This window comes from Micromonospora inaquosa, assembly GCF_003857055.1.
Taxonomy (GTDB): Bacteria; Actinomycetota; Actinomycetes; order Mycobacteriales; family Micromonosporaceae; genus Micromonospora; species Micromonospora inaquosa.
This window is the reverse complement of record NZ_QGSZ01000201.1, coordinates 1-26,617: the sequence shown is the minus strand read 5'-3', so window position 1 is coordinate 26,617 and position 26,617 is coordinate 1. Positions and strand designations below refer to the sequence as shown.

Genomic DNA, 26,617 nt, shown 5'->3' with positions numbered 1-26,617 from the left:
CCTAAAGAACAACAATGCACCACGGATAAGGACCTAGAACTAACCGTTGTTGTACGCGAGGAGGACCTGAGCCATGACCGAGCGAGCTAACAAGGAACTCTCGCTTTACGACGAACGCGCGTCTACGGTCACAGGAACGCTGGGGCTCGCCGCCGCTACCGCAGCCGCGATGGTTGCCCGGCTCTTCAATGCGGGTAAGAACGCCTCTGGGCTCACCTCGCGAGAGGTGGCATCGAAGCTAGGTATCACCGAAGGTCGGGTCTCACAGGTGCTGAAGGGTGATGGCAACGTCCACATCGCAACCGCAGCTCGCTTCCTTCGCGCCATGGGCTACGAAATTTCCATTTCTGCGGTTCCAGTTGAGCCGGACCGCGGACCCCTTAACCTCACGGGCCGTCGTTCGCGCCGACGGACGGTCCTAGAAACAGAAAAGTCTTTTGAGGTATATATGCAGAAATTCCTGACCCATGAAGGACCGATGGAGGTGCCGATGATCGTCCCAGCCGACGATACTCTGCACACCGTCCCATTCGGTGGTCCGTCTCAGGTCGCGAAGGTACGAGTTTCCGCTAGCGGGCGCACTCGCCGCCTTCTACCAAAGGGTGAGGCTTGGCAAGCCGACGATGTCGAAGTTCACCACGTGGGAACGTGAAGAGCGACATGCCGAGCGCCAGCCAAAGTCTTCTCGAGCAACTGAAGCTCGACTCACTTGTTCTTGACGAATGCCAAGTTGTGCGCGGTGAGGCAGGAACCGCCAAGCCAGGGAAGGTCGAAACCGAAATAGATGTCTCCTTCTCTAGCCAGGACAACGTCGTATATGTCGTCAAGTCGACCCACAGCTTCATGAACTCTAGTGGGGAATTACTAGCTCGAATTGAGGCGTCATACGTGGCGTCTTACTCATACGACGGTCCCGATCCGGAGGATGAAGAAATTGAAAATTACGCTCAGACCGCTCTGATGATCCAAGTGCTACCTTTCATCCGCGAATTCCTCGCGTCGATGACGAACCGGCTCGGCCTCACGCCGTTCTATCTTCCTCTCTTCGGGAAGAGGGCTACAGTTCTTTACCGACCCCAACCCGAAGCCCAGTGAAGCCTCTGCCCCGACTAACTGTGGAGCATGGCGTCGATACAGGGTTGGGACGGATCTCCTCTTCGGGCAGTTGCAGACCTTCCAGTCTTCCTAGACGGGGACAAGGTGGAGCGCGCTACTGGCCGACCTTGGACCGCGCCCACCGGCTGGCTTGGCTGTACGGATGGCTGTACACCCGACCTTTAATCCGCGCCCCCGGGTGATGCGATCCCCCGGCCACTCCTGGCTGTGAGCGTCGGCGGTCGCCCCCAACGCTCGCCCTGCTTATGAAATAGCATTAACCAGGGCGCCAATCGGTATCGAGGCGCCCAACAGACATAGGGTTACCAAACGGCGGGTGCCAGACGACTGCCCCCCTTCTCCTTGCAACTCAAAAGCAGGAAACATCCAATTATGCAGACGCTGCATTAAGAGAATCGGCCAGGTCGCCATAAACACCAGGCCCCCGACCACGAGGCGGACATCCCACCCAGCCGACTTTGCCAATACAAGCCCAACGAAACCACCGAGGACTGCCGCCACAGACACAGCGAGACCGAATCTAGAATTCTCTGACCGCAACGGGGACCAGCGAGGCACCCCCTTCTCGATCTCGTCCGCGAGCCTGGCGTATGCCTGCTTGGCCCATCCGGTCCGCCCAGACACCACATCGATAACAACTGCCTCGCTTGCATTCCGCGAGAAAGTTACGCTAAGTCGCTCAGCCGGCCAAAGCGCGGCCACAAATTTTAGACTCGCGACACTTCTCCGATCAATCTCCGGCAGCACCTCCGATATGGGCCCTGCCACTTCATCCTCATCTTCCACGACGAGCCCAACGAACGGATAGACCTCGCCGTCGCCCGGTGTGATGTATACGCTGTTGGAGTCTCCGACAATATTGATACCCTCGGCTACCTTGAAGGCCGACCTCCGCTGCTGCTCCTCAGCTTCAAGCTCTCGCAGCCGCGCTGAATGCAATTCTTCGACAATCTTGCCGAGGCGTTCAAGATCGGTCATCTCACCAGACCACGCGTGCCACTGATGGCGTTTGCGGAAGCTGCGCCTGACGGTACTCATGGTTCAGTCGGCCCCTCAGCGATCGACGTCCTTACACGGCCACGGCATGATCCTAGCGATGTGGCCCATGCCATCCCGTCTGCCGCCGACCCACACTCCGTGGAGTGGGCCAGGGCCAGGGTGACAAGGTGGAGCGCCCTACCGGACGAACGACCTTGTCACGCTGGCCCTGGTCTGCTCGGCTTGCCTGGGTCGGTGGCTGGCGGGATGGCATCCCACCACCCACGAACAGGAACCGTTCAGCAACTCCATCTCGGAGTCGTCTGGCCTCCGCCGGAGGCATGCCGCTAATCGGCCGGCGTGCCGGCCGATGCCGGCGCTTGCGCCGCGAGCAGGCCGAGCGCGTCCGGCGCGGCCCGCATGCGGGCCGCCTTGATCCTAAAGAGACTGTTTCGGCAGTGGTATCGCCCATCACCCGCCGGATCAGGCGTTGCGTGCCAGGTTTAGGCGACGTCTCGCTTACAAGCTCTGTGCATCGCGTCCGCATACCTCCGGGAAGAGCTGCACGCTCGGAGCTGCGTTCAGGCCAGTGCTCGTCAGAGTGCTGCCGTCCAGCGCCGTTGCTGTCAGCGTTGCTGTCGACAGCCACTCCGCCGGCGACCCGGCCGACCCCCGCTGGCTGACGTCTCCATCGTCGGTTGGCATCGCACGAGCCAGCGGGCAAGATCGGCCCGTGGCTCACGAAGAAGGCTTTCTCCGCTGCGAGGTGGTCGCATGGTTCAGCCAGGATTTCCCGGGCTGGGTGCGCGTCCGCCTGGTCGACGCGGACGGCAAGTCGTGGTTCTTCGTCGACAAGATCCCAGCCTTCACCGGCGGTCAGTTAAGCGCCGATACTCCTCTGCCAGCACCAGTTCATGTGCGATGCGACATCATCGGACGTGACGACGACCGCGCCCTAGTCATCTCCACCCAGCCGGATGGGGTCGAAGCAGAGAGTGGGCAGAGGCTGTTCCGGGTGCGCGAGGACCAGCTGGACCGACACACGGTTTAGGAGGGGATTAGCGCTGGCACGAGCACCCAGCGTCCTACCAGGATGGACAGCCTCCGGCCGCTCAAGGGCACGCGTGATCATTCCGCGCATGTTCCGGATCTTGTGACGCTACGCCTCGGTGACTTCTTCGCGATTGCTGCCCAGCACGCAGCCGTCAGGGTCCGATCGCGCCTTCTGAACCCCAAGCAGCGAGCCATCAGGCAGGGTGACGGCGACGACCGGTACGTACTCGTGGCCGTCGGGCTCCCAACCGATTACCCTGCCGACCTCGCGTTCAGAGCCTTCCTCGGCTGGCTGGGACAGCCACAACTCATAGCCTTGAGGGATCATCGAGGCAACGTATCCCCGCCAGGCCATGCTTCTAGGTCTTCTGTCAGCTACCTGATCCGTTGGAGCCGCTGAATCCGGCGTACAAGCGACTCGCCGGTCGCCCGCCAGTCCAGGCGTCAGCACAAGCGCTCGGCCTGCTGTTTCAGGGGCCCCTGCTGGTCGTCGTCGGTCAACGGTGGTCGGCATCTGCCGGCCTGGCACGGCCCACACGGCCCTGCGGCGGCCCCCGGGACAGGACCTCTCACCGCTAGGTCTTTCGGATCAAAGGCCCGGTAGGTACAGTGCGAAACGAACCAACTCCAATCAGTAAGGGGGCAGGTTGACAACCTATCCGGCCAATGCGCTTCCCTTACGCGGCAACCTCGACGTAAAGCAGTGCATGGAGAAGCTACAAGACGGCGTTCTACGTGCGATAGCTGCCGCTGCCCGCTGCTCATTAAGCAAGCCCGATCCCGATCCGGGTATCGATTGGATGGTTCACCACGCGAGCGAAAGTCATACTGACGATTTTCAGGCATTGCTGCGGATTCAGCTTAAGAGCACCTATCAGATTTCCCATTCGGAGCTTGGCGATACTTTTCCTTTCGTCCTAGAAAATGCTCACCTGAAAAAGCTAGCGAGATCTCCCGTCACAATCCCGAGCATTCTAGTGGTGATGATTCTGCCACGTGAGCTCGCCAGTTGGGTGAAGGCTTCGCCTAGCGACTTCACGATCCGCCACTGTGCCTACTGGGTCAATCTTGAGAGCCACCCAGTCACGGGGGTAGAAAAAACTTCGGTACGCGTTCCGACCAACCAAGTCTTTGACGATCTTTCACTATGTGGGATGATGGAGCGGATTGGGAAGGGAGGAAAGCCGTGACTGCGCCTTCGGACGTATTTGAACTCAAGGGTTCGTGGATAAGCGCGGCAAGCCTCCTGACCTATCTAGAACAGCGTGGCTGGAGTCGCGTTGGTGGCCGTGAAGGCCTGTATGCCAGGCTGGCTGAGGTGGCAAGCGATAGCACCGACAGTGTCATAGTGCCTCTAAACTCCGCAATGGAGGACTACGAGGACCTCCTTCGTGTTGCTGTAGGAGGAACGGCGGCCCGTCTTGGACTCGGCGAGGTCCAACTTTTGACGGAGCTCGATGTCGCAGTTGTCGGCGACAAGGTGCGATTTCGTAAGGATGTGCCGACCCCCCACGGGTCCATACCGTGGCCCTCTGGTCAATCGCTGGTGCAGGCTGCGGGACGCGCGTTAGAAGCCGCCGCGAAGGCGGAGCGTCAACGCCTAGCCTATTTCGGGGCACGTCACAGAACGTCGGCTAAAGCCTATCTCGAAGCTGTGCGGATGGGTCAAACTGAGCTTGGCAGCTATGTTGTCACAGCCTTAACGCCTACTGAGGATATTACCGGATCAACCCTCGAAATACCCGGCCTGACCACCCCACTTAATGGTAGGGCTGTCGCTGAGACGTTAGTAACGGCCTTGAGCGCAACACGCGACGCCGTCGACCACTTCCGGCGTCACAGTTCGGTGGCAATCTTCACGGACGCAATCGAATATGGCGCGTCATACGAGCTTTCTCGATCCTTGACTGGTCTTGTAGAACGCTCCAATGGCGCAGAAGTGTCTGTATCGTGGCACGCCATGCAGGGCGACTCGGAGCTCAGGCAGCCGGTTTCGGTAACCTTCGAGCCACCCGATATCCCGGCCTTGACGCGAGCATCGACGCTATACGCACAAACAGAGCCCCCGTCCGACGTGACCGTACTAGGCACGGTCACGCTCCTCGACAGGCCGAGTCCGGGATCGGTCGGTGTGATCCGACTGAACGTCATTGAGGGGTCACCCGCCAATAAAATCCGAGTTCGCATTCCCCACGACGCCTACGATGTGGCAATTCAGGCACATATTGAGGGCAAAGCGATACGAGTATCCGGCCGTCAGTCCAGGGAAGGCCAGATGTACTGGCTATACGAGCCGTCGGCTTTGGAGCTAGTCCAACTTCCTAGACGCCAGCAGTACCAGCAGGGCTCAATGTTCGACTCGACTGGCGAGCTAGAGGATGACGATTAGTTAGCGTCCCACCATCCCGTCTGCCATCGACCCGCCCTTCTGGGGAGCGGGCTACCGCCCGGCCCGCCATGTCAAGCGGACCTTGACGGCTCATACGGGCGCTGGCGGGTCGGGCGGTGGTCTGCTCGGCTTGCCCGGGTCGATGGCAGGCGGGATGGCTGCCGCAACCACCCGTGGACCGTGACCCGCCGACGGTCCCGGCCATCCTGGAGCCGGAGCGCCCCCGCCGGAGGCGCAGTAACCGCAATCCCGCGACCGCCGCCAGCTCGCCGACGCGGCCATGCGTGCGCTCCCCTACGCCGCGCGTGCTCGTGGCCGCGCGGCCCGGCCGGCTGCCGGCCCATCACCTCACTCGTCAACGGCCTGTCGTGCTGCGGCGGCCCCTTGGGCTTTCCGCTTCCGCGCCAGCCGCCGGGCGTGTTGCGTGGCTGGAGTCGGAGCGCCAGCGGAGCGACGGACGCGCGCCCAGGCGGCGGCGCGTGCGGCCCGTTCAGGGCCGCCTTGATTGTGTATCGAAACTGCGGTCTAGATTGCGCTGCCGTGTTCGGCATACGCGGACACGCCGTTACTGCGCGCTGCGATAGCGGTGCGGATCCTACGGGCGAGCCGGGGCGGGCCGTGCTGTTCCAAGGACCCTGCACTCACGTAGCGCCACTCGGTAAGTTCACCGTCTGCGAAGCGAATGTCGCGTTCCTGCTCTGCGCCGAGTGATCCGCCGTCGAAGATGAAGAGGAGCTTGTCGCCTTCGTGCTCGGCGGGTGCCCAGTCCACGACCAGCATCGGCCCGACTGCCGGAGTAAGGCCCAGTTCCTCTTGGATTTCGCGTATGCAGGCTGCTCGGGGTGACTCGCCGGGTTCGACGTAGCCGCCGGGGATGTCCCAGTGCTTCTTGTAGCTGGGGCGTACGAGGAGCACGTGGCCTTCGTCGTTGAAGAAGAGGGCGCCGGCGGCGACGCGTGGGGTTGCCATGGGTGGCATCTCGTTGGCCGTCACCAGGGCAGCCTAGATGGACTGGGTTCAGTCGAGCACCTTGAGTCGCTGGGCCAAGCCGACCAGTTCGGCCGAGGGCTTGCCGCGCTGCCGTCGGATCCAGGTCAGCGCGAGTTGGCGGCTGAGAAAGTGGTGCCGAACCTGCTCGGGTGCCATCTGTTCGGCGTCGAGGATGACGGCCTGGGCATCGTCGACGCGGTTCCACGCGCTGTAGGCGCGTGCGACTTCGAGGGCGTGCCGTACCCGACGCTCCATCGGTAGCCCGGCGGTGTCGACGCGCGGGCCGAGGTCGATGGCGACTTGTAGGTCGCCCAGCTCGGCGGCGGTGGCGACACGGTGGATGGCGACGTTGGTCGGGCCGAACGCGGTCCATAGGTGGTTGGCGTCGGCTCCGAGTTGGGCGGCGGCCTGGTCGGCGGCGGCGAGGAAGGTACGGGTGGTGGTGGCGTCGTTCGAGCGGGCTGCGGCCATCGAGCCGGAGAGGAACAGCGTCCCGTATACGGAGAGAAGCGCTGGTGTGGCGTGCTTGAGGTAGGGCTCAAGGTAGCCGGCGGCGTCTTCGGTGAGGCGTACAGCTTCGGTGTAGCGGCCGGTGGCGTGCAGGGCATGTCCGACGGAGCGGAACAGGGAGCCGGTGACGAGAGGGTCACCCGTGGGTCGGACGGCGGCCAAGCCGCGGTCGGCGGCGATCCATGCCAGGTCGCTCTCTCCAAGCTTGGTGAGCTGGGTAGCGGCGAGTTGGTACGCCAAGCCGAGAAGCCGACGAGCCTGGTCCTGGCCGTCGCCGTCGTGGTGGTCGGCGGCGGCCTGGGCGCGGTGCAGCAGCTCGGGCAGGCGGCCGGTCACGTACCCGAAACGGGAGTCCTGGTAGGCATCCCAGAGGGCGCCTACCTCCTTCCTGAGCACAGCGACGCTCGTTGGCTCCGCGTCCGTGTCGCTGCCGAAGGGGCCGAGGGCGCGGTAGTCCATCAGGGCGGCACGGAGGGCGGGGACGGTCGCGGTGCCGCTGTCGCCGGTCCAGTCGAGCAGCGAGGGTTCGCCGAGCAGGTCGCCGAGGGAGACGTCCAGGACTTCGGCGAGGGACTTGATGACGGAGAGCCGGTCCAGCTCGATCCGGTTGTTCTCGATCTTGCCCAACCAGTCGGCGGTGCGGCCGATGAGTCCGGCGAGGACTTCCTGGGACAGGCCGCGTCGGTAGCGGTACCAGGCGACGCGTTCGCCGATGGTCAGGTTGTTGGTTCTTCCGCGCACTGGTTCACCGTCTCCCCTCGGCCGGCTGCAACCCCGGAAGGATTTTCCGGGTTGCTGGGCGGTTTGTGCCACAACCTGTCTGCATGACGGGGCTGAACGTATCGAGCAACTGCCAATCCTGCTCGGGCGCGGGCTGGAAGTACACCCTCGCCCGCACCGCTGTCCGGGGGATGGGGCGTGGGTCGGAGCGGACCCGATCTCTGGCCCGACGGTCCTGCCTGGACTGCGCGGGTTCCGGTCGCGCGGCGACCTGCTGAGGCTGGCCCGGGGTGGGTGCTGGTGTGGGGCCGCGACCCGAACGACGGCCCGTGAATAGCCCGCCCGCCTCGGCGCTTCGCACGCCGACGCCGCGCCGGCCAGTTGTCCCCGTACCGGGTGACCTGGTGCTGATCGATGGTCGGGCGTCGGTGCAGTTTGGCGGCGATCGGGTGCTGTGGTTGCGGGTGACCTCGGTGTGCGACAAGCCGACCTATGACGGCTGGGTGTGGCTGACCGGCTACTCCATCAACCCGGCGAGCGGCAAGGCGCTGGCGCGGCGGGAGGTCTTCGTGCAGATCGCCGGCCTTCAGGTCCAGCCAGGCAAGACCGACAACGCGCCGCCTCGCAACGTGGCGCCGGTGACGAGGAGACGCGGTGTTTGATGTTCGGATACGACTCGGCGCGGTACTGGAGATCGACACGGCCGATCGACTCCTGCCGTCGGACGGGCCGGTGACGTTGTGGGTGACTGGAGTTCGGCTGGTGGCCCACCGCCCTTCGGACGATGAGTGGATTTGGGTCGAGGGGGTCAGGATCGGTCCGTCCGGCCGCCACGGCCGGCAGGCGCGAATCCTGGTGCGCGCAAGCTTCCTGCTGCCTGAGGGACCGGCGGATGACTACACATCTGTCAGTGGCCCTGCGTGACCAGCCCCGGACTGCTCAGGCGCAGCTTAACCAGCACACCCGTCAGACGTCGTTGGGCGCTGCATCGTCTGCGCCGGGAAGCGGACAGCTTGAATCCTGCAAGGTTGCCTAGATAGGTTCTAGCTGTCCTGCAAATGCTGACAAGTGACTGGTCCTGTATTTACTAGTTACCGACCCAAGGCTGGGTGCAACTGATGGCGTACGAGGTTCCGACGCCGAAATACCTGCGCGTGTTGAACACGCTGCGGAAGCGCATCGAAGATGGCGACTACACCCCGGGTGCTGCGCTGCCGTCGGAGAACCAGCTCTGCACGGAGTTCGGGGTCTCTCGCCCGACGGTGCTCAAGGCGCTGGGCATCCTTAAGCAGGATGGCTGGATCGAGTCGCAGCAGGGCAAGGGCAGCTTCGTACGCGGCCGGCCAGCTTCCGGCCGTACCTCACCCGACTACGCCCGCGACGCGGTGGAGTTGGACGAGACCGGAGAGACGGAGATCCTGCACGTCGGCCCGGTGCTCGCCTCCCCGCGCATCGCGGCGGAGTTGGAGATCCCGGAGGGTACGCCGGTCTACGAGCGGCGCCGCCGTACCGTTTCCGAGGCGGGGCCGGTGGACCTCGTCGCCACGTTCGTCCCAGTGGACATCGCGGTCGGGACCGCGATCACCAAGGCGGAGCCGATCCCGGGCGGCCTGCTTGACCTCATTGCCCGCCACAAGGGCCTGCGGGCTGACTACGCCACCGAGCGCATGACTGCCCGCCGGGTCAGCGAGGTCGAAGCTGAGGCGTTGGCCGTGCCAGCCGACGAGTCGGTCATGAGCGTTGTCATCACTGTTCATCAATCATCCGGTGACCCGATCATGACGTCGATCCTGGTGATGCCAGGTAGTCGGCATGAGATCGAAGACATCTACGCGCTGTCCTGAGAGGCAGCACCCGCATCCCGGCCGCTCCGGCGCGCGATAGCCCTTTCCGCTCCCCGGCGCATACGCCTCGAAGCGCCGGGAAAATTTTGAAGGCGGCGGACCTCGTTCGGCGTCAGCTCGGGCCGGCTGGCTAGGGCGATCGCGGCGGCGTAGGGCCTGACGTCCCGCTGGGCAAGCAGCAAGGCGACCTGGCTTAGGACGTTGAGTAGCACGACCCGGCCTGCCTGTGGATGGCCAGCGACGATCCAGAGCAGGCGGTTTCGATCCCACTGGGAGAACTCGCCCATCAGCAGCTCCGTCAGGACGGATGCATCGCTGCGGATGTTCGATGCGACTGCCAGTCGCACGAAGGAGAACGGGTTCCGAGCGAGGACCCGTAGTCCTTCGACGTCAACCCGTGGGTCCGTGGCGAGAGCCAGGTAATCACGCGGGGTACGAGGACTGGGAAGTAGCGCCTCGATATCCATCTTCTGCCTTCCTCCTCGCCGAACTCTCCACATTGTGCGGCGGACTCACATTTGCCTTGCCTGTACTTACAAGCTGGCGTAGCTTGTAAGACCAACCGTTGTCCGGATGGCGACTGGTGAGGCTAGGAGGTTGCCCCAAGTGGTTCCGATGACGTTGAAGGTGCCGGTCCCGTCCGAGTACGTCTTCCCCGCCGGGGCGCTGTGCCTCGGAGTATCGCCGCAGATCGACTTTGAGCGGCGTAGTGAAGCGGACAACCAGGCCCGGGACAAGGAAACCGGGGAACGGGTGTGGGTCGTGCGGGTGATGGACCTGGACCCGGAAGCGGGAAAGTTCGGCCGGTCGACTGAGGTGAAGGTGAAGGTGGTCGCGCCGCAGCAGCCAGTGCCGCCGCCGTCGACGGTGCCGGGTTACCCGCCGGCTGTGGAGTTCGAAGGCTTGACCTTGACCCCGTATGTGGATTCGCAGCGGTGCAAGCCCGGGCGGTCTTCGGGTGACTGTCGCTCCCGGATGGCGTACTCGCTGCGGGCTAGCGCTATTCGTCCGGCGTCGGTGCTGCCGGGTTCGATGGCTGCCTGATCGGTCGCTGTTTGGCGCGCGGGGCGGGTCGTTTCCCCGCCAAGAGTCCCGGCCCGCTCCCGCGCTCTCCCATCCCTCGTCTGATGAAGGAGGGCGTGATGCCCACCGTAGTTCACCCTGCCTTGATCATTGCCGTGCCGCTGCTGGCCGGCGCGCTGCTGGTGGTCTTCCGCCTCCACCTGGGGGGCCTGCGACACGCCTACCGGGAGGTGGAAGCGGCGATCCGTTCAGCGCTGCAGCTGCCGCCCGCTCTCGGCTCGGTTTCCGCGATCCGTTGCCCGCGTTGCTGCCGGTGGGTGAAGCCGCGCCGGTTCGATCTGCGCCGGATGTCGTGCCGGTCCTGCGTCTCGACGCTGGGCCGTGGCCGTGGCCGTGGCCGTCGCGGTCAGGGCGGTGACCTGCGCCTCTGATCAATATCATTCCGGGGGACAAGATCCCCGTCGCGCCGATGAACGTGCGTCTTCCCGCGTGGCGGGTTCCGGGTTGGCTGCTGGTGGCTGGGTCGGGGTCTGGTCCGCCTTGCCGTGCTGGCGGCCCGATACTGGTGGATCACCGTGCCTGCGGGCCTCGCGCTGTGGGTGCGGGTCGAGCTCGGGGGCCTCGTCCTGGCCGGCGTGCTCGCGGCGGTCGCCGTCGGCTGCGTGGTCTGGTGGCGGTGGCACCCGTCGTCGTGGCTGCGATTCGGCTGGTACCCGCTCGTTGCCCGAGTCCGCGCCCTGGTGGTCTACCGGCCTCGGTGGGCGTCGGTCATGGCCACCTGCAGGCTGGCGACGGTCTTCGGCGGTGACCGGTATGTGCCTCGGCTGCTGCGGGTGCGCTGCGACCGGTGGGGCGATGAGCTGACCGTGCGGATGCTGCCGGGCCAGGGCATGAGAAGGCGTCGACGACGCTGGACCGGTACACGCACACGCCCGAGGACTACGCCGACCGGGTCCGGCTGACCTTCGCTGACGATTCGCTGACTTTCCGCCCGTCGCCTCGACCGGCTGACCCGGGAGGTGTGCCTTCATCTGGTCGGGAGCGCTCCCCGGGAAAGGGACGACCCCCGTCGGGGGGAGACGGGGGTCGTCGGAGGTTCGGCTCCGGGGGGGTCGAGCCGAACCACTCAGCGGCCACGGGGGGTGCAACCGCTGAGGGTCTGCCTGTTTCGAGGATGTGAAAGCTCGTCGTACGGACAAGTCTGCCTGAGCGGACCCGTCACGTCGAGTGGTGCTGACTCCACTCAGTGCGAAAATCTCCTCGCAGAGTGTGAGCGTGATCACGCGGAGCGGAGATGGTGCTGCCGGCCCGCAGGTCTGAGGGGTGGCATGACCCCGGGCACCCGCCGACGATAGACCATCCGGCTAGACTTTCGCGCCGTGGGCCGAAGTGCCGCTTTCTTCGATCTGGACAAGACCGTCATCGCCAAGTCGAGCGCCCTGGCGTTCGGTCGGCCGTTCTACCGGGATGGGCTGATCACCCGGCGTGACGTGGTCAAGTCGGCGTACGCGCAGCTGATGTTCCGGCTGGGCGGCACCGACGAGCAGACCATGGCCCGAACACGGGACTACCTGGCTGCGCTGTGCAAGGGCTGGCAGGTGGAGCAGGTTCGCCAGATCGTCGCGGAGACGCTGCACGAGCTGATCAACCCTTACGTGTACGCCGAGGCCGCCGCCCTGATCGTGGAGCATCAGGCGGCTGGGCGGGACGTGGTGCTGGTGTCGGCGTCGGGTGAGGAGATGGTCCGGCCGATCGGCGAGCTGCTCGGGGTGACCGACGTGATCGCCACCCGGATGACGGTGCGGGACGGCCGGTACAGCGGCGAGGTCGAGTTCTACGCGGCCGGCCCGAGCAAGGTGGAGGCGGTCAGCGAGTTGGCCGCCGCCCGGGACTATGACCTGGCTGATTCGTACGCCTATTCCGACTCGTACAGCGATCGTCCGCTTCTGGAGTGCGTCGGCCACCCGAGTGTGGTCAACCCGGACCGGCAGTTGCGCAAGCTGGCGTCGGAGAACGCGTGGCCGGTGTTGGAGTTCCGGCACCCGATCCCGCTGGGCCGGCGCCTGCGGGAGCGGCCGGCGGTCCCGGTGGCCGCGGCGGCGCTGGGGGTCGGGGTGGGCGTGGCCATCGGCATCGCCTGGTACGGCCGGCACCGTCGCACCCGCACTTCCACCACCACCGCCTGACGGGCCCAGTCCGGCGGTACGTGCGGCAGCCACCGTTTGATCCATCCGCTGGCGGCGGCGCTGCAGCGCGAAGCCGAGTGTCGTCTATCCGATTCAGTGCGTCGCTCCTGCCTGACCACGCAATTGAGCGACCGCTCAAAAAGTCGTATGCTCCGTTTGAGCGACCGCTCAAGACGGGGAGATCCGCATGGTTGACGACGACGAACCGACTCCGCGCCGCACGAGCGCGCACTGGATCCTGGCCGGCCTGATCGCCCTCTTCGGGGTGGTCCTCTTCGTCGGTGTGGTCCGCCAGGGCCGGGCCGACAGCGCGGTGCTCTTCGTGGCGCTTCCAGTGCTGCTGGCCGCCGCCCTCGCGCTCACGCCCCGTCGGACGGCTCACGGCAGGGTCTTCGCGGCCACCACGATGGCCCTGCTGCTGGCGGCGGTGGCACTGCACGAGGGCGCGATCTGCGTTCTCCTGGCCGCCCCGCTGGTCTACGCGGTGGCGCACGGCACCACCGCGCTGATCCGCGTCCTGCGGGACGCCAACCGCCCGTACGCCCTGGTGGCCGTACCCCTGCTGCTCCTGCCCGGTCTGGAGGGCAGCGGCCTCGCTGCCCGGGTCGCCCCGGAGCAGACGGTCGAGGTGACCCGGGTCGTCGGGCTCCCGGTGGACCGGGTGGCCGAGCGTCTCACCACCGGCCCCCGGCCGACCGACGTGCGGTCCGTGCCGCTGCGGCTCCTTGGTGTGCCCACACCCGGTCAGGTCACCGGCGACGGGCTCGACGTCGGCGACCGGTGGATGTTCGGCTACCACGGCAGCGCGCACGGGCCGGGCGGCCACCTGCTGGCCGAGGTGGAGAGCGCCGCACCGGGGCGGGTGGGCTTCCGCTTCGTCGAGGACAGCTCCATCACCGCGCGCTGGTTCACCTGGCGGCACGCGCAGCTGAGCTGGCGGGCGATCGACCCCGGGCACACCGAGGTCCGGGTGCGGGTCGACTACACGCGGGGTCTGGACCCGTCGTGGTACTTCGGCCCGGTGCAGCAGGTGCTGCTCGGCGCCGGGGTCGGGCACCTTCTCGACATGCTGGCGCTGGAGTGACTGTCGCCCGCTGGCTGAGCCTGGCACTCCCCCTGGCCGCCGTGCTGGCCGTCGGCGCCCGGGAGCGGGACCGATCGGTGCGGGCCGCGGGGCTGCTGGCGTTCCTGACCGCCGGGATCGGCATCGCCGCGCTGCACGAGGTCGCCGGCCTGGCCGGCTGGCACGCCTTCGCCCCGGTCGACGGGGCGTACCGGGGGATGCCGGTGGACCTGTGGATCGGTTGGGCGGCCCTCTGGGGCCCACTGCCGGTGCTGCTGCGCCGGGTGCTGCCGCTGCCAGTCGCGCTGGGTCTGCTGTTGTGGGTGGACGCGGTGGCGATGCCGGCGCTGCATCCGCTGGTCAGCCTCGGCCCGCACTGGCTCGTCGGGGAGGTGGTCGGGCTGGTCGTGGTGGCGCTGCCCGCGCAACTGCTCGGTCGGTTCTGCGCCGACCGCCGGCACCTGGGCGCGCGGACGTCACTGCAGGTGGGAGTCTTCGCCGCCCTGTTGCTCTGGCTCATACCCACGCTGGCCTTCGAGGTGGGCGACGGGTCGTGGGCCGGGCTGGTCGAGCTGGACCGCGCCGGGATGCTGGTCGTGGCGCAGCTGACCGTGCTGGTGGCCGCGCCGGCGGTGGCCGCCGTCGTGGAGTTCGCCGCCCGGGGTGGTGGCACCCCGTACCCGTGGGACCCGCCCCGTCGTCTGGTCACCACCGGCCCGTACGCGTATCTGGCCAACCCGATGCAGCTCGCCGCCGTGGTGTTGCTGTTGTTCGTCGCGGCGGTCACCCGGAGCGTCGCCCTGGTCCTCGCGGCGCTGTCCGCTGCAGCGTTCGGCGCAGCGGTGGCCGGACCGCACGAGCAACACGACCTGCGGACGCGGTACGGCGAATCCTGGCGGTCCTACCGACGGCAGGTACGCGACTGGTGGCCGCGCTGGCGGCCGTACTCCTGCGAGCCGGCGGCGGTGCTCTGGCTGGACGACGGCTGCGGGCCCTGCGCGGCCACCTGGCGGATGCTGGCCCGGCGGCATCCGGTCGGGTTGCGGATCCGACCGGCCCGGGAGCACGAGCAGGTGCTGTGGCGGGCGGAGTACGTGGGCGGCGACGGCCATACGGAACGGGGCCTGGCCGCCGTCGCCCGCGGACTCGAACATGTCCACCTCGGCTGGGCGTTCGTCGGCTGGACGCTACGACTGCCCGGAGTCGCCTGGCTGGCCCAACTCGTGACCGATGCGATGATCACAGCGCCGCATCCGGCCCGCCCGAGAGGAGAGACATGGCCGACACCAAGCAACGCCTCCTCGACGGCGCCATCGCCGCCATCCGCGAGCACGGCATCGCCGGCGTCTCCGCCCGCACCATCGCCGCCGCCGCCGGCGTGAACCAGGCGCTCGTCTTCTACCACTTCGGCACTGTGGACGACCTGCTGGCGGCGGCCTGCCGGGTCAGCACGGCCGCGCGGGTCGAGCAGTGGTCGGCCCGGCTGGCCTCGGCCGGGTCGCTGCGCGAACTGCTCGCCGTCGGGCGGGCGCTGCACGAGGAGGAACGCCGGCTCGGCAACGTCACCTTCCTGGCCCAGATGTTGGCGGGGGCGCAGGCGGACCAACGGATGGCCGCCCCGACCGCCGGAGCGCTCCAGTTGTGGGTGGACGAGATCGAGGCGGTGCTGCGGAGATTGCTCGCCGGTTCCCCGTTCGCCGAGGTCGCCGACGTGCCCGGGCTGGCCCGCGCGGTCTCGGCCGCGTTCATCGGGCTGGAGCTCTACGACGGCGTGGACCCGGCGGGCGCCGACCGGGCGATGGCCGCGCTCGACCAGCTCGCGCTCCTCATGGAGATCGTCGACGATCTCGGGCCGATCGCCCGCCGGGCGCTGCAAGCCAAGGTCAACCGGGTGACGCGGCGGGACTGAGCACCCCTCAGGCGGCGGCGAGGATCTCGTCTCCGATGGCGGTGAGCTGGTCGGCGCCGACCTCGACGGCGGCCATGTAGTGACGTAGCCAGGAGCGCAGCCCGTCCGGGGTGCCGGTGGCGAAGGCACCGGCCGCGCCGACGTACTCGGGCTCCCGCTCGTGGTGCCCGACGTCGACGGCGAGCAGGCCACGCGGGTCGAGGCCACTGGCGAGCAGCACCAGCCGGGCGGCCCCCCGGGCCACCACGCCGGACGGCCCGGCGAACGGGCGCAGGTTCAGCAATTCCCCGTGCACGACCGCGGCGAGCACCAACGGGGAGACCTTCGTGCCGCCGGCGACGAGGCCGGCCAGCCCGTCCAGCCGGGTGGCGACCACGGGGTCGGCCACCGGCCGGCCCAGCTCGGCCTCGGGGACGATGTCGCGGGCGGCGAGTACGTGCAGCTTGGCGAGGGCCTGGCGGGGCGCCTTCGGCCACAGCTCGCTCAGCCCTGGCAGCGCCCCGGCGACCCGCAGCGCCCCCTGGAGCACCGGGTCGGTGACGGTGCCCGCCCGGACCGCCTCACGCTCGTGCCGGGCCCCCTCAAGGGTCGCGCTGGCCACCGCGGAGCGCAGGCTGACCTCGGCGGCGACCTGCCCACCGTGCCGGCGCAGCGCCCGGTGCCCGAGCGCCTGGTCGAACCGCTCGCGGGCCTGCTCGACGGCGGCGGTGATGTCGGCGAGCGCGAGCAGGGGCGCGAGCGGGTCGGTCGTCACCCCGCCACGCTAACGACCCGGCCCGGCCCGGCGGGCCGCACCCGCCCGCAAGGCGACCCGGACCACCCGACCCGAACCGGCACGGGCAAGGTCAACACGGGTTTCGTGAAGTCGGGGTATCCGCCTCCCCTGGACACCGCGACTTTACGGAACCCGTGTCGATCAAGGCGCGTCGCGCGGTGACCCCGGCGGGGACGGGAGGGACGGGCCGCCGGGCGCGCGGCGGGGGCCACTCGGCGCGACGCAGTGGGCAGCCGTGGCCGGCCGAGGGCTCCGCGACTACCCTCGTGCCATCGAGACGCAGGTCACCCCGAAGATGAGGAGCCACGGCATGAGCGAGGCATTGGCCAATCTGCTGAACGAGACGCGCCAGTTCCCCCCGCCGGCCGAACTCGCCGCGCACGCCAACGTCACCATCGACGCGTATGCCGAGGCTGAGGCCGACCGGCTGGCCTTCTGGGCGAAGCAGGCCGATCGGCTGGCCTGGTCGAAGAAGTGGGATGAGGTGCTCGACTGGTCGAACCCGCCGTTCGCGAAGTGGTTCGTGGGTGGGCAGCTCAACGTCGCGTACAACTGCCTGGATCGGCACGTCGAGGCGGGTCTGGGCGACAAGGTGGCGATCCACTGGGAGGGCGAGCCGGGCGACACCCGCACCATCACGTACGCGGACCTGCACGCTCTGACCTGCCGCGCGGCGAACGCGCTCACCGATCTGGGGGTGACCGCCGGCGACCGGGTGGCGATCTACCTGCCGATGATCCCGGAGGCGGCGGTGGCGATGTTGGCGTGCGCCCGGATCGGCGCCGCGCACAGTGTGGTCTTCGGCGGCTTCTCCGCCGACTCGTTGAGCAACCGGATCCAGGACGCCAGCGCCAAGGTGGTGATCACCGCGGATGGTGGTTACCGGCGGGGCAAGCCGTCGGCGTTGAAGCCCACGGTGGACGAGGCGGTGGCGAACTCCCCGTCGGTGGAGCACGTCCTCGTGGTCCGCCGCACCGGTGAGGACGTGGCGTGGTCGGACAAGGACCACTGGTGGCACGAGACGGTGGAGACGGCGTCGGCCGAGCACACCGCGCAGCCGTTCGACGCCGAGCACCCGCTGTTCATCCTGTACACCAGCGGCACCACGGCCCGCCCGAAGGGCATCCTGCACACCACCGGCGGCTACCTCACCCAGGTGTCGTACACCACGCACGCGGTGTTCGACCTGAAGCCGGAGACGGACGTCTACTGGTGCACGGCCGACATCGGCTGGGTCACCGGGCACTCCTACATCGTGTACGGCCCGCTCTCCAACGGCGCCACCCAGGTGATGTACGAGGGCACCCCGGACACGCCGCACAAGGGCCGGTTCTGGGAGATCGTCGACAAGTACGGGGTGAGCATCCTGTACACCGCTCCCACCCTGATCCGCACGATGATGAAGTGGGGCGACGACATCCCGGCCGGTTTCGACCTGTCGTCGCTGCGCCTGCTGGGCAGCGTCGGCGAGCCGATCAACCCGGAGGCGTGGATGTGGTACCGGCAGCACGTCGGCCGGGGCGAACTGCCGGTCGTGGACACCTGGTGGCAGACCGAGACGGGCGCCATCATGATTTCGCCGTTGCCGGGGGTGACCGCCGCCAAGCCGGGTTCGGCGATGACGCCGCTGCCGGGCATCGTGGCCGACGTGGTGGACGACCAGGGCCAGCCGGTGCCGAATGGTGGTGGTGGCTACCTGGTACTGCGCGAGCCGTGGCCGTCGATGCTGCGCACCATCTGGGGTGACGACGACAGGTTCATCGACACGTACTGGTCGCGTTTCCAGGGCATGTACTTCGCCGGCGACGGTGCGAAGAAGGACGACGACGGGCACATCTGGCTGCTCGGCCGGGTGGACGACGTGATGTTGGTGTCCGGGCACAACATCTCGACGACCGAGGTGGAGTCGGCGTTGGTGTCGCACCCGTCGGTGGCCGAGGCGGCGGTCGTCGGCGCGACCGACCCGACCACCGGTCAGGCGATCGTCGCGTTCGCCATCCCGCGGGGCAGCACGGACATCACCGGTGACGCGGGCGAGCAGCTCATCGCCGACCTGCGTAACCACGTGTCGAAGACGCTCGGCCCGATCGCCAAGCCGCGGCAGATCATGCTGGTGCCGGAGTTGCCGAAGACCCGCTCCGGCAAGATCATGCGCCGGCTGTTGCGGGACGTGGCGGAGAACCGGTCGCTGGGCGACGTGACCACGTTGCAGGACTCCTCGGTGATGGAGCTGATCTCCTCGGGGATGGGTGGCACAAAGTCCGACGAGGACTGACGGTAGGCGTACCCCAGCGGTGGGTGGCGGTCCGGACGGGCCGTCACCCACCGTTGTCTTTTGTGGAGGTACGCCCGCAGCGCCGATGTGATACGTCGGTTAAACAGATAACGCATCGATCACGTTCCCGCCGTACGGGTTGTTCGTCATTTAGTTTCACGCTCGTTGGGCGGCCCCGATGGCTCCACCGCGCACCGGGTCCGGCTGACAACATCTGCCGAGAAACGGAGTGGCATGAACAGAAACTCCCGTCCGGGGTCGCGCCGACGACTACTCGTCGCGCTGCCCGTCATCGCCCTCGCGGCCACGTCACTGACCGTGAGTGCCAGCGCGGCCGCCAAGCCTTCGTCCGACACCCCCCGGGCGGTGATCGGGGCGGACGAGTACTACATCAACTACGCCGAACCCGAGGTGCAGCCGGACACCGCCGGCCGTGAGGTGAAGGGCAAGGGTGGCATCTACACCCCTGCCGTGGAGTCCGCGCGTGAGTTCGACCAGAAGCACGCCCGGGGCAACCCGGTGGCGGCACGGCAGCTCGCCAAGGACGAGGCCAAGTCGCTGAAGACCGGCCAGAACCCCCGCAAGTTCAAGAAGGCGCCGACCACCCAGACGGCGAAGCTGCTGACGCTGCTGGTGGAGTTCAACGACAAGGCCAACGACGACTTCACCGACGTCATGGTCCCCAAGACGGTGTTCGAGGACCGCACCTGCGTGCCCGGCACGGTGCAGAACGGCCCGAAGCACAACAAGATCCCGGACCCAGCGCGCCTGCCCCATCAGGACAACAACTCGATGTGGGTGCCGAACTTCTCGCCGTCGCACTACAACAAGATGCTGTACAGCAAGAAGGGCATCACCGAGCGGGTCCGCACGGACCTGAAGGGCCCGGACGGCAAAAAGGGCATCGACCTGTCCGGTCGCACCATGCACAACATGTACCTGGAGATGTCCAAGAACGCGTACACGGTGGACGGGCAGGCCAGCCCGTGGATCACCGTGCCGCACTCGGAGGGCTGGTACGCGGCCAACCGCTGCTTCCAGGACGAGACCGGCGCCTGGGTTCCCGGCCGTGAGCAGTCGATGAACGGCCACCCGGACAACCCGGCCGGCGCGGGCCGGCTGGCGACCGACGCGATCGACGCGCTCGTCGCAAAGGACCCGGACTTCCCCTGGGCCGACTACGACATCGAGGACCAGGCCGACCGCGACGGTGACGGCAACGTCTTCGAGCCGGACGGCGTGATCGACCACCTCGTGCTGGTGCACGCCGGTCAGGGCAAGTCCCGCGGCGGCGGCGCCGAGGGTGTGTACGCCGTGTGGGCGCACTCCTCCACTGTCGCCGGTGGTTACACCATCCCGGGCACCAACCTGAAGGCGTCGAACTACATCGTGCAGCCGGAGGACGCCGGCGTCGGCGTCTTCGCACACGAGTTCGGCCACGACCTGGGTCTGCCGGACCTCTACGACACGTCCGGCAACGCCGACTCCGACGTGGACTTCTGGGACCTGATGGCCTCGGGCTCGCACTCGGGTGAGATCTTCCAGGCGCTGCCGACGCACATGGGCATCTGGGACAAGTGGGTGCTCGGTTGGGCCGACCCGCTGACCATCCGCCCCGGGTCGAACCCCCGCGAGGTGAAGCTCGGCCAGACGTCGCGTACCCCGATCGACTCCGAGGACGGCATCAAGGTCGACCTGCCGGACAAGGTGACGACGCTGGCCACCCCGCACAGCGGCACCAAGATGTGGCACAGCAACAACGACCAGGAGTGGGCCGACGTCAAGCTGAGCCGCTCGGTCGACGTGCCGGCGGCCGCCGACTCGAAGTTCTGGATGTGGAACAACTACATCATCGAGGAGGACTGGGACTTCGGCTTCGTCGAGCTCTCCACCGACGGCGGTACGACCTGGACCGAGCAGAAGGTGTACGACGAGGGTGGCACCGTGGTCACCACGCCGGACGGCTACCCGGACCCGAACGGCCGGATGAACGACTTCGGCGGCAAGAAGTACGGCCTGACCGGCAGCACCGACGGCTGGCGGCACGACTACGTCGACCTGTCGGCGTACGCCGGGACGACCGTGCAGGTGCGGCTGCGCCTCGCCACCGACGAGGCGTTCGAGGAGCGCAACTGGTTCGTCGACGACTTCTCGGTCACCGGCGGTGGCGCCACCACCTGGAGTGACGACGTCGAGGGCGGCGACAACGGCTGGACGGCCACCGGCGGCACCTTCGTCGACACCAACGGCGCGGGCTGGAAGGTCTCCAGCGGCACTGAGATCCACGCCCAGTACTACCTGGCGGAGTGGCGCAACTTCGACGGCTTCGACGAGGGCCTGCGGTACACCTACGACACCATCTACTCCCACGAGGCGTGGAAGGTCGACCGGATCTCGTACAACGCGCCCGGCATGCTGGTCTGGTACCGGGACACCGCGCTCGGCGACGTCAACCACGTCACCGGGCAGATGACCTCGCTGCCCAGCTACGGGGCCAAGGGCGGGTTGCTCATCGTCGACTCGCACTTCGACCCGCTGCGCCGCACCGGCGAGGCGGCGGTGAAGGACCCGTCGGTGACGGACAACCTGCCCAGCCGCCCGCAGTCGTCGAACGCGGCCTTCTCGCTACAGCGGACGTACCCGTTCAACGAGTGCCTGGAAGCGGCGGACGAGCCGTACAGCTCGTACTGCACCAGGTTCAAGGGGCTGCCGCCGGTGAAGTCGTTCAACGACGCCAAGGGCTGGTACCCGGGCATCGAGATGCGCGACGGTGCGGCGTACGCCCGGGACAACGACGCGTCGGTGGTCCTGCCGTCGCGCGACAACGCGCCGTACACCACCCGGGTCACCAACCCGGACGGTAGCCCGGCGCCGGAGTTCTACGGCGTGACCCTCGGCGGTGGCGCGATCGTGCTGGGCACCGGAAACCCCGGTGACCAGGGCGTGAACTACGGCGTCTCGCTTACCGTCAAGAAGGCGGCCGGGGACAACTCGTCCGCCACGATCTACGTGACCCCCGCGAAGAAGTAGCGGTTTCGCAGATCAACAACTGAACGGTGGGGCCGGTGGCGGAGACGCTGCCGGCCCCACTGTCGTGCTCCGAACACGTTGATCGAAATGGGTCGTTGCCATCCGAGTCGTCGGGTACGCGCTGGTCAACGTCCCTGATGAAGCGCAGATGTGTGACGGTGAAAAGCGTTCCCAACAAAATCTTGCTACAAATCGACGCGTCCGTCTTCCCACCCGTCCCGGCAGTGTCTATGTTCACCATTGGTCCCACTAGTGGGATCGATCTCCCACCGGCCTGTACCCCCGTTGGGCCGGTTCCCTCACACCGGAGGTACCACGTGCGCAAAGTCGCAGTGGGTCTGCTCGGGCTCTCACTGACGGCGACTGGCCTGGCGTTCGGCCCGTCCGCCTCGGCCGCCCCGCAGCCCAAACTGCCGGCAGCGGCACCGGCCGCTGCCGAACCACAGGCGCTGAAGGACGAACTCCCCGACAAGCTCGAGGAGAAGCGCCGCGAGCTGCGTGAGCAGGGTCTCGCTGACGTGCTGAGCGGGCGCAGCAAGCCGATCGAGCGCAACGGCAGCACGGTCGTCAAGGTCGGCAAGGTCGGCAAGGCCGGCGGGGCTGGTGCCAACGCCCGCGCCGCCGCCGGTGGCGGCCAGCAGACCAGGGATCAGTACGTCGAGCTCAAGCGTGAGCGGACCGACAAGATCTTCGTGATCCTGGCCGAGTTCGGTGACGAGCGGCACCCGTCCTACCCGGACAAGGACATGAACCCGGACATCGCCGGACCGGCGACGTTCGAGGGTCCGCTGCACAACAAGATCCCCGAGCCCAACCGGGCCGTGGACAACTCCACCATCTGGCAGCCGGACTTCAGCCCGGAGCACTTCCGCCAGATCTACTTCGGCACCAACCCGGGCGACGAGTCGCTCAAGCAGTACTACGAGGCGCAGTCCTCGGGTCGCTACACCGTCGAGGGTGAGGTGACCGACTGGGTCAAGGTCAAGTACAACGAGGCCCGTTACGGTCGCTCCGACGACCCGAAGGCCGACGACGACCCGACCGGCGACCCCGCCGTCTGCGGCGACAACGTCTGCTCGAACACCTGGGCGCTGATCCGCGACGCCGCCGACCAGTGGGTCGCCGACCAGAAGGCCAAGGGCCGGACGGACGCGCAGATCGCCACCGAGATGAAGTCCTTCGACCAGTGGGACCGCTTCGACTACGACGGTGACGGCGACTTCAACGAGTCGGACGGCTACATCGACCACTTCCAGATCGTCCACTCCGGCGGCGACCAGGCCGACGGTGACCCGCAGCAGGGTGAGGACGCGATCTGGAGCCACCGCTGGTCGGCGTTCAACAGCTCGCCCGTCGGCCCGCCGAACTTCCCGATCGGCGGCACCCAGATCGGCAACACCGGCGTCTGGATCCGCGACTACACGATCCAGCCGGAAAACGGCGGCCGCAGCGTGTTCTACCACGAGTACGGCCACGACCTGGGCCTCCCGGACGACTACGGCCCGGCGGACAACAGCAACGAGCACTGGACCCTGATGGCCCAGAGCCGGCTCGGCGCCAAGAACGACGTCGGCATCGGCGACCGGGGCGGTGACCTCGGTGCGTGGAACAAGCTCCAGCTCGGTTGGCTCGACTACGAGGTGGTCAACGCCGGGCAGAAGCAGACGCTGAAGCTCGGCCCGCAGGAGTACAACTCCAAGGAAGCGCAGGCCGTCGTGGTCGTGCTGCCGAAGCGGGAATACACCTTCAACTACGGCGCGCCGTTCGAGGGCTCCAAGCAGTACTTCTCCGGCAACAAGGACAACCTCGACGGCACGATGACGAGGACGTTCGACCTCACCGGCAAGTCCGCGGCGGCGATGTCGCTCAAGGGCAAGTACGCCATCGAGGCCGGCTACGACTTCCTCTACTTCGAGGCGTCGACGGACGGCGGTCAGACCTGGACCGACCTGGACGGCACTGTCAACGGCCAGCCGATCGGGGTCGACGGCGCTGGCCGTCCGGCCCTCGCCGGCACCAGCAACGGCGCCTGGGCGGACATCAACGTTCCGCTGACCTCGGTCGCCGGCAAGGTGGCGCAGGTCCGCCTGCACTACGTCACCGACGGTGGTGTCTCCGAGGGCGGCTTCTTCGGCGACGCGATCACCGTGACCGCCGACGGTCAGACCGTGCTCAGCGACGGCGCCGAGACCGACGCCGGCTGGGCGCTCGACGAGTGGGAGATCGTCGGCGCGACCTACACCGACGAGTTCGACAACTTCTACATCGCCGGCAACCGGTCCTACGTCTCGTACGACAAGTACCTGAAGACCGGCCCGTACTTCTTCGGCTACGCGAACACCCGCCCGGACTGGGTGGACCACTACGCGTACCAGGAGGGCCTGCTCATCTCGTACTGGAACACCCGCTGGTCGGACAACAACACCGCCCCGGCGTCGGCGTCCAACCCGGGCGGTCACCCGGGTGAGGGTCGCAACCTGTACATCGACGCGCACCCGCGCCCGATCTACAACCTGACCGGCGCTCCGTGGCGGGCCCGCGTCCAGATGTACGACGCACCGTTCAGCCTGAACAAGGCGGACTCGTTCACCCTGCACCTCGACAGCCAGCCGCAGTACATCCGTGGCCAGGCCGCTGTGCCGCTGTTCGACGACACCAAGAAGTACTTCTACGAGGAGCTGCCGAACCACGGCGTCAAGCTCCCCGCGGCCGGTGTCAAGATCAAGGTTCTGGAGCAGGACGGCACCTCGATGAAGATCCGGGTCAGCTGACCACTGATCCCGCACCAACCAGCGACGCCCGGGCAGGTCACCTGCCCGGGCGTCGCCCTTTCTGCGACACCTCCCGGACGGCCGGACCGAGTTGGTCGAGCCGGCTCCCCTGGCCCCGGTCCGGGACAACCCGGGACTTTCCCCTGTTCAGCAAGACCACCAGGGCCACCTGCGGCAACCGGGTCCTAGGCTGTCTGCCATGACCGACCAGCGCGACGGAGCCGTCGACGAGTCCTGTGTCCTCACCGAGGGGCCGTGGACGCACCGCTTCGTCGGCGCCAACGGCAGCCGGTTCCACGTGGTCGAGGCCGGCACCGGGCCGATGGTGCTCTTCCTGCACGGCTTCCCGGAGCACTGGTGGGCCTGGCACCAGATGCTGCCGGCGATCGCCGACGCCGGCTTCCGGGCGGTCGCCGTCGACCTGCGCGGCTACGGCGCCAGCGACAAACCACCCCGGGGGTACGACGGTTACACCCTCGCCGCCGACATCGCCGGGCTGATCCGCGCGCTCGGTGAACGATCCGCAACGATCGTCGGCAGCGGCCTCGGTGGCATGGTGGCCTGGACGGTGGCCTCGTTCCACCCGTCCCTGGTTCGCCGGCTCGTGGTGCTGGGGGCGCCGCACCCGCTGCGGCTGCGCGCCGCCATCTTCGCCGACCCGCGCGGGCAGTTCACCGCCTCCACCCCGGCGTTGAAGTTCCAGCTACCCCGCTACGAGCACGTGCTGACCCGCGACGGCGCCGCGGCGGTCGGGGAGATCATGCGCCGCTGGGGCGGTCCGCAGTGGGTGGCCGGGCCGGACTTCGAGGCGTACGCCGAGCGGTGCCGGGAGGCGATGTGCATCCCGCAGGCCGCGTTCTGCGCGCTGGAGGGTTACCGCTGGGCGTTCCGTTCACTGCTGCGGCTGCACGGCTACCGGTTCGTCCGTCTGATGCAGAAGCCACTGTCCATCCCCACCCTGCAACTGCACGGGGCCCTGGACGCCGCCTCCCTGCCCCGGACGGCGCTGGGCTCCGGCCGGTACGTCGTCGCCCCGTACGAGTGGCGACTGCTCGACGGGGTGGGGCACTTCCCGCATCTGGAGGCACCGGAGTTGGTGCTCGGCGAAATCCTGCGGTGGGCGAAGACCTGACCGGTCAGACCCGCTGCTCCCGCAGGTCGGTGACCTCGGCGGCTGGTGCCCACCCCTGGTAGACGCCGAAGTCGAAGACTTCCAACCGCATCGCCTCGGCCACCGGCCAACGACCACCTGTGTATTCCACCCGCAGCCAGGCGTCGTGCTCGCCGAGCACGATGAACGGCTGCCCCTTCCAGGTGCAGGTGGTCCGCACGTACGCCAGATCTTCGATCTCGGTCGCCGGCAGCACCCGGACGTAGCGGCCTGCCCGGACCTCCTCGAAGCCCTCACCGGGCTCGGGCTGGTACAGGCGGATGTCGTCGCCGTCCGGGCTGGCCTGGTATTCCCGGCCCTGCCAACGGGCCACGTAACCGTCGCGCATCACGCCTCCCCGAGCCGTCGCCAGGTGACCGAGTCGGTGTCCAGCTCCGCGACCACCCGCTCGGTGCCGTCCGCGCCGATCCGCCAGAGTTGGGCACCGTGCGGCAGGCGCGCGCTGTCCACTTTGAACTCGGCAACCACGTCGCTGCTCTCGCCCGGGGCGAAGCCGTTGCCCCGGAACGGCGGGCGTTCGATGACCCAGCCTTCCATGGCGCGCATCGCCGACTCGTTCTGACCGCCGTACGGGATGCGGTAGAGGCTCGGCCGGTGCGCCGGCCAGCGCAGCACGTAGATCTCGTCGGCGTCCGGGGCGAACGGCGAGCCGGGGTAGCTGAGGCCGAGCGCGTCGTGCAGCTGGGCTGGTGTGGTCAGGTGGGACAGTTCACCGGCCCGGTGCACGAACCCGGACACCCGGTCGTACCCACGATCCAGGTAGTACGCGAGCTGGCTGGGCGCGATCGCCTTCTGCATGACCGTCGGCCGGGTC

At 67.5% G+C, this 26,617-nt stretch carries 25 protein-coding genes and 1 pseudogene; 18 read left to right on the top strand and 8 right to left on the bottom strand.

The genetic code is table 11. The features are described 5' to 3' along the window. The first annotated feature begins 73 nt into the window (after positions 1–73). Together DLJ59_RS14310 and DLJ59_RS14305 are read left to right on the top strand one after the other, a co-directional pair. A complete protein-coding gene (locus DLJ59_RS14310; protein WP_124773001.1) occupies positions 74–652 on the top strand; it encodes a helix-turn-helix domain-containing protein in 579 nt (192 codons plus the stop codon). Further along, positions 649–1,095, top strand: a complete 447-nt coding sequence (locus tag DLJ59_RS14305; RefSeq protein WP_124773000.1) for a hypothetical protein — start codon at positions 649–651, stop codon at positions 1,093–1,095. Before DLJ59_RS14310 ends, DLJ59_RS14305 begins: the two co-directional genes overlap by 4 nt. Positions 1,096–1,359: 264 nt before the next feature. Here the strand turns inward: DLJ59_RS14305 and DLJ59_RS14300 are convergent, their stop codons facing one another. Next, complete coding sequence (locus tag DLJ59_RS14300) at positions 1,360–2,094, bottom strand: hypothetical protein (protein ID WP_124772999.1); 735 nt, start codon at positions 2,092–2,094, stop codon at positions 1,360–1,362. A gap of 733 nt (positions 2,095–2,827) precedes the next feature. Here DLJ59_RS14300 and DLJ59_RS14295 point away from each other — a divergent pair. Next, complete coding sequence (locus DLJ59_RS14295; RefSeq protein ID WP_124772998.1) at positions 2,828–3,145, top strand: hypothetical protein; 318 nt, start codon at positions 2,828–2,830, stop codon at positions 3,143–3,145. Between the two features lie 108 nt (positions 3,146–3,253). Here DLJ59_RS14295 and DLJ59_RS14290 read toward each other — a convergent pair whose 3' ends face one another. Beyond that, a complete protein-coding gene (locus DLJ59_RS14290) occupies positions 3,254–3,475 on the bottom strand; it encodes a hypothetical protein (RefSeq protein ID WP_124772997.1) in 222 nt (73 codons plus the stop codon). A gap of 319 nt (positions 3,476–3,794) precedes the next feature. Between DLJ59_RS14290 and DLJ59_RS14285 the strand changes: the two genes are divergently transcribed. Together DLJ59_RS14285 and DLJ59_RS14280 are read left to right on the top strand one after the other, a co-directional pair. Next, positions 3,795–4,337 (top strand): DUF4365 domain-containing protein, encoded by a 543-nt coding sequence (locus DLJ59_RS14285; protein ID WP_208648691.1) that lies wholly within the window; start codon positions 3,795–3,797, stop codon positions 4,335–4,337. Beyond that, complete coding sequence (locus DLJ59_RS14280; protein WP_124772996.1) at positions 4,334–5,536, top strand: hypothetical protein; 1,203 nt, start codon at positions 4,334–4,336, stop codon at positions 5,534–5,536. Before DLJ59_RS14285 ends, DLJ59_RS14280 begins: the two co-directional genes overlap by 4 nt. 525 nt (positions 5,537–6,061) lie before the next feature. On the opposite strand, the gene DLJ59_RS14275 is transcribed toward DLJ59_RS14280, so the two are convergent. Beyond that, on the bottom strand, positions 6,062–6,529 hold the full coding sequence (locus DLJ59_RS14275) for an NUDIX domain-containing protein (RefSeq protein ID WP_244236016.1): 468 nt from the start codon (positions 6,527–6,529) through the stop codon (positions 6,062–6,064). 24 nt (positions 6,530–6,553) lie between these two features. Next, positions 6,554–7,777 (bottom strand): helix-turn-helix domain-containing protein, encoded by a 1,224-nt coding sequence (locus tag DLJ59_RS14270; protein WP_124772995.1) that lies wholly within the window; start codon positions 7,775–7,777, stop codon positions 6,554–6,556. 383 nt (positions 7,778–8,160) lie between these two features. On the opposite strand from DLJ59_RS14270, the gene DLJ59_RS14265 reads away from it, so the two are divergent. Together DLJ59_RS14265 and DLJ59_RS14255 are read left to right on the top strand one after the other, a co-directional pair. Further along, the gene (locus DLJ59_RS14265) at positions 8,161–8,418 is read left to right on the top strand and encodes a hypothetical protein (protein WP_124772994.1); all 258 of its coding nucleotides are present in this window, start codon (positions 8,161–8,163) and stop codon (positions 8,416–8,418) included. A gap of 456 nt (positions 8,419–8,874) precedes the next feature. Then, positions 8,875–9,600 (top strand): GntR family transcriptional regulator, encoded by a 726-nt coding sequence (locus DLJ59_RS14255; RefSeq protein ID WP_124772992.1) that lies wholly within the window; start codon positions 8,875–8,877, stop codon positions 9,598–9,600. On the opposite strand, the gene DLJ59_RS14250 is transcribed toward DLJ59_RS14255, so the two are convergent. Then, positions 9,585–10,067, bottom strand: a complete 483-nt coding sequence (locus DLJ59_RS14250; RefSeq protein WP_124772991.1) for a hypothetical protein — start codon at positions 10,065–10,067, stop codon at positions 9,585–9,587. The two genes, DLJ59_RS14255 and DLJ59_RS14250, sit on opposite strands and share 16 nt — an antisense overlap. Before the next feature lie 148 nt (positions 10,068–10,215). Here DLJ59_RS14250 and DLJ59_RS14245 point away from each other — a divergent pair, with 148 nt between their 5' ends. The 7 genes from DLJ59_RS14245 (at position 10,216) to DLJ59_RS14210 (ending at position 15,781) form a co-directional block, all read left to right on the top strand. Next, a complete protein-coding gene (locus DLJ59_RS14245; RefSeq protein WP_208648690.1) occupies positions 10,216–10,644 on the top strand; it encodes a hypothetical protein in 429 nt (142 codons plus the stop codon). A gap of 83 nt (positions 10,645–10,727) precedes the next feature. Further along, positions 10,728–11,054, top strand: coding sequence for a hypothetical protein (locus tag DLJ59_RS14240; protein WP_244236015.1), 327 nt, complete (start codon positions 10,728–10,730; stop codon positions 11,052–11,054). A 144-nt stretch (positions 11,055–11,198) separates the two neighbouring features. Next, a complete protein-coding gene (locus DLJ59_RS14235) occupies positions 11,199–11,585 on the top strand; it encodes a hypothetical protein (RefSeq protein WP_244236014.1) in 387 nt (128 codons plus the stop codon). A 417-nt stretch (positions 11,586–12,002) separates the two neighbouring features. Next, positions 12,003–12,809 (top strand): HAD family hydrolase, encoded by an 807-nt coding sequence (locus DLJ59_RS14225; protein WP_124772990.1) that lies wholly within the window; start codon positions 12,003–12,005, stop codon positions 12,807–12,809. A 187-nt stretch (positions 12,810–12,996) separates the two neighbouring features. Then, on the top strand, positions 12,997–13,893 hold the full coding sequence (locus tag DLJ59_RS14220) for a hypothetical protein (protein WP_124772989.1): 897 nt from the start codon (positions 12,997–12,999) through the stop codon (positions 13,891–13,893). After that, positions 13,890–15,254: a methyltransferase gene (locus DLJ59_RS14215; RefSeq protein WP_124772988.1), complete on the top strand. Its 1,365-nt coding sequence runs from the start codon at positions 13,890–13,892 to the stop codon at positions 15,252–15,254. The genes DLJ59_RS14220 and DLJ59_RS14215 overlap by 4 nt, the downstream gene beginning before the upstream one ends. Next, positions 15,149–15,781, top strand: coding sequence for a TetR/AcrR family transcriptional regulator (locus tag DLJ59_RS14210; RefSeq protein ID WP_124772987.1), 633 nt, complete (start codon positions 15,149–15,151; stop codon positions 15,779–15,781). The genes DLJ59_RS14215 and DLJ59_RS14210 overlap by 106 nt, the downstream gene beginning before the upstream one ends. A 7-nt stretch (positions 15,782–15,788) precedes the next feature. On the opposite strand, the gene DLJ59_RS14205 is transcribed toward DLJ59_RS14210, so the two are convergent. After that, positions 15,789–16,535: a Fic family protein gene (locus DLJ59_RS14205; RefSeq protein WP_124772986.1), complete on the bottom strand. Its 747-nt coding sequence runs from the start codon at positions 16,533–16,535 to the stop codon at positions 15,789–15,791. 331 nt (positions 16,536–16,866) lie between these two features. Here DLJ59_RS14205 and acs point away from each other — a divergent pair, with 331 nt between their 5' ends. From acs to DLJ59_RS14185, 4 genes are all read left to right on the top strand, one after another. Next, positions 16,867–18,831, top strand: coding sequence for an acetate--CoA ligase (gene acs / locus DLJ59_RS14200; protein ID WP_124772985.1), 1,965 nt, complete (start codon positions 16,867–16,869; stop codon positions 18,829–18,831). Positions 18,832–19,065: 234 nt separating this feature from the next. Further along, a complete protein-coding gene (locus DLJ59_RS14195; RefSeq protein WP_124772984.1) occupies positions 19,066–21,861 on the top strand; it encodes an immune inhibitor A domain-containing protein in 2,796 nt (931 codons plus the stop codon). A gap of 332 nt (positions 21,862–22,193) precedes the next feature. Then, positions 22,194–24,632 carry an immune inhibitor A domain-containing protein gene (locus DLJ59_RS14190; RefSeq protein ID WP_124773023.1) on the top strand — a complete coding sequence of 813 codons (2,439 nt, stop codon included), beginning with the start codon at positions 22,194–22,196 and terminating at the stop codon, positions 24,630–24,632. Positions 24,633–24,831: 199 nt separating this feature from the next. Then, positions 24,832–25,764, top strand: a complete 933-nt coding sequence (locus DLJ59_RS14185) for an alpha/beta fold hydrolase (protein WP_124772983.1) — start codon at positions 24,832–24,834, stop codon at positions 25,762–25,764. Between the two features lie 4 nt (positions 25,765–25,768). Here DLJ59_RS14185 and DLJ59_RS14180 read toward each other — a convergent pair whose 3' ends face one another. Further along, positions 25,769–26,134 (bottom strand): hypothetical protein, encoded by a 366-nt coding sequence (locus tag DLJ59_RS14180; RefSeq protein WP_124772982.1) that lies wholly within the window; start codon positions 26,132–26,134, stop codon positions 25,769–25,771. Further along, positions 26,131–26,617: pseudogene (locus tag DLJ59_RS14175) on the bottom strand (SseB family protein); the annotation flags it as partial. The pseudogene DLJ59_RS14175 and the gene DLJ59_RS14180, both read right to left, overlap by 4 nt.

Coding starts and splice junctions, on each gene's coding strand:
- DLJ59_RS14310 (WP_124773001.1), top strand. CDS start 74: ATGACCGAGCGAGCTAACAAGGAACTCTCGCTTTACGACGAACGCGCG.
- DLJ59_RS14300 (WP_124772999.1), bottom strand. CDS start 2,094: ATGACCGATCTTGAACGCCTCGGCAAGATTGTCGAAGAATTGCATTCA.
- DLJ59_RS14290 (WP_124772997.1), bottom strand. CDS start 3,475: ATGATCCCTCAAGGCTATGAGTTGTGGCTGTCCCAGCCAGCCGAGGAA.
- DLJ59_RS14255 (WP_124772992.1), top strand. CDS start 8,875: ATGGCGTACGAGGTTCCGACGCCGAAATACCTGCGCGTGTTGAACACG.
- DLJ59_RS14250 (WP_124772991.1), bottom strand. CDS start 10,067: ATGGATATCGAGGCGCTACTTCCCAGTCCTCGTACCCCGCGTGATTAC.
- DLJ59_RS14245 (WP_208648690.1), top strand. CDS start 10,216: ATGACGTTGAAGGTGCCGGTCCCGTCCGAGTACGTCTTCCCCGCCGGG.
- DLJ59_RS14240 (WP_244236015.1), top strand. CDS start 10,728: ATGAAGGAGGGCGTGATGCCCACCGTAGTTCACCCTGCCTTGATCATT.
- DLJ59_RS14220 (WP_124772989.1), top strand. CDS start 12,997: ATGGTTGACGACGACGAACCGACTCCGCGCCGCACGAGCGCGCACTGG.
- DLJ59_RS14210 (WP_124772987.1), top strand. CDS start 15,149: ATGGCCGACACCAAGCAACGCCTCCTCGACGGCGCCATCGCCGCCATC.
- acs (WP_124772985.1), top strand. CDS start 16,867: ATGAGCGAGGCATTGGCCAATCTGCTGAACGAGACGCGCCAGTTCCCC.
- DLJ59_RS14195 (WP_124772984.1), top strand. CDS start 19,066: ATGAACAGAAACTCCCGTCCGGGGTCGCGCCGACGACTACTCGTCGCG.
- DLJ59_RS14185 (WP_124772983.1), top strand. CDS start 24,832: ATGACCGACCAGCGCGACGGAGCCGTCGACGAGTCCTGTGTCCTCACC.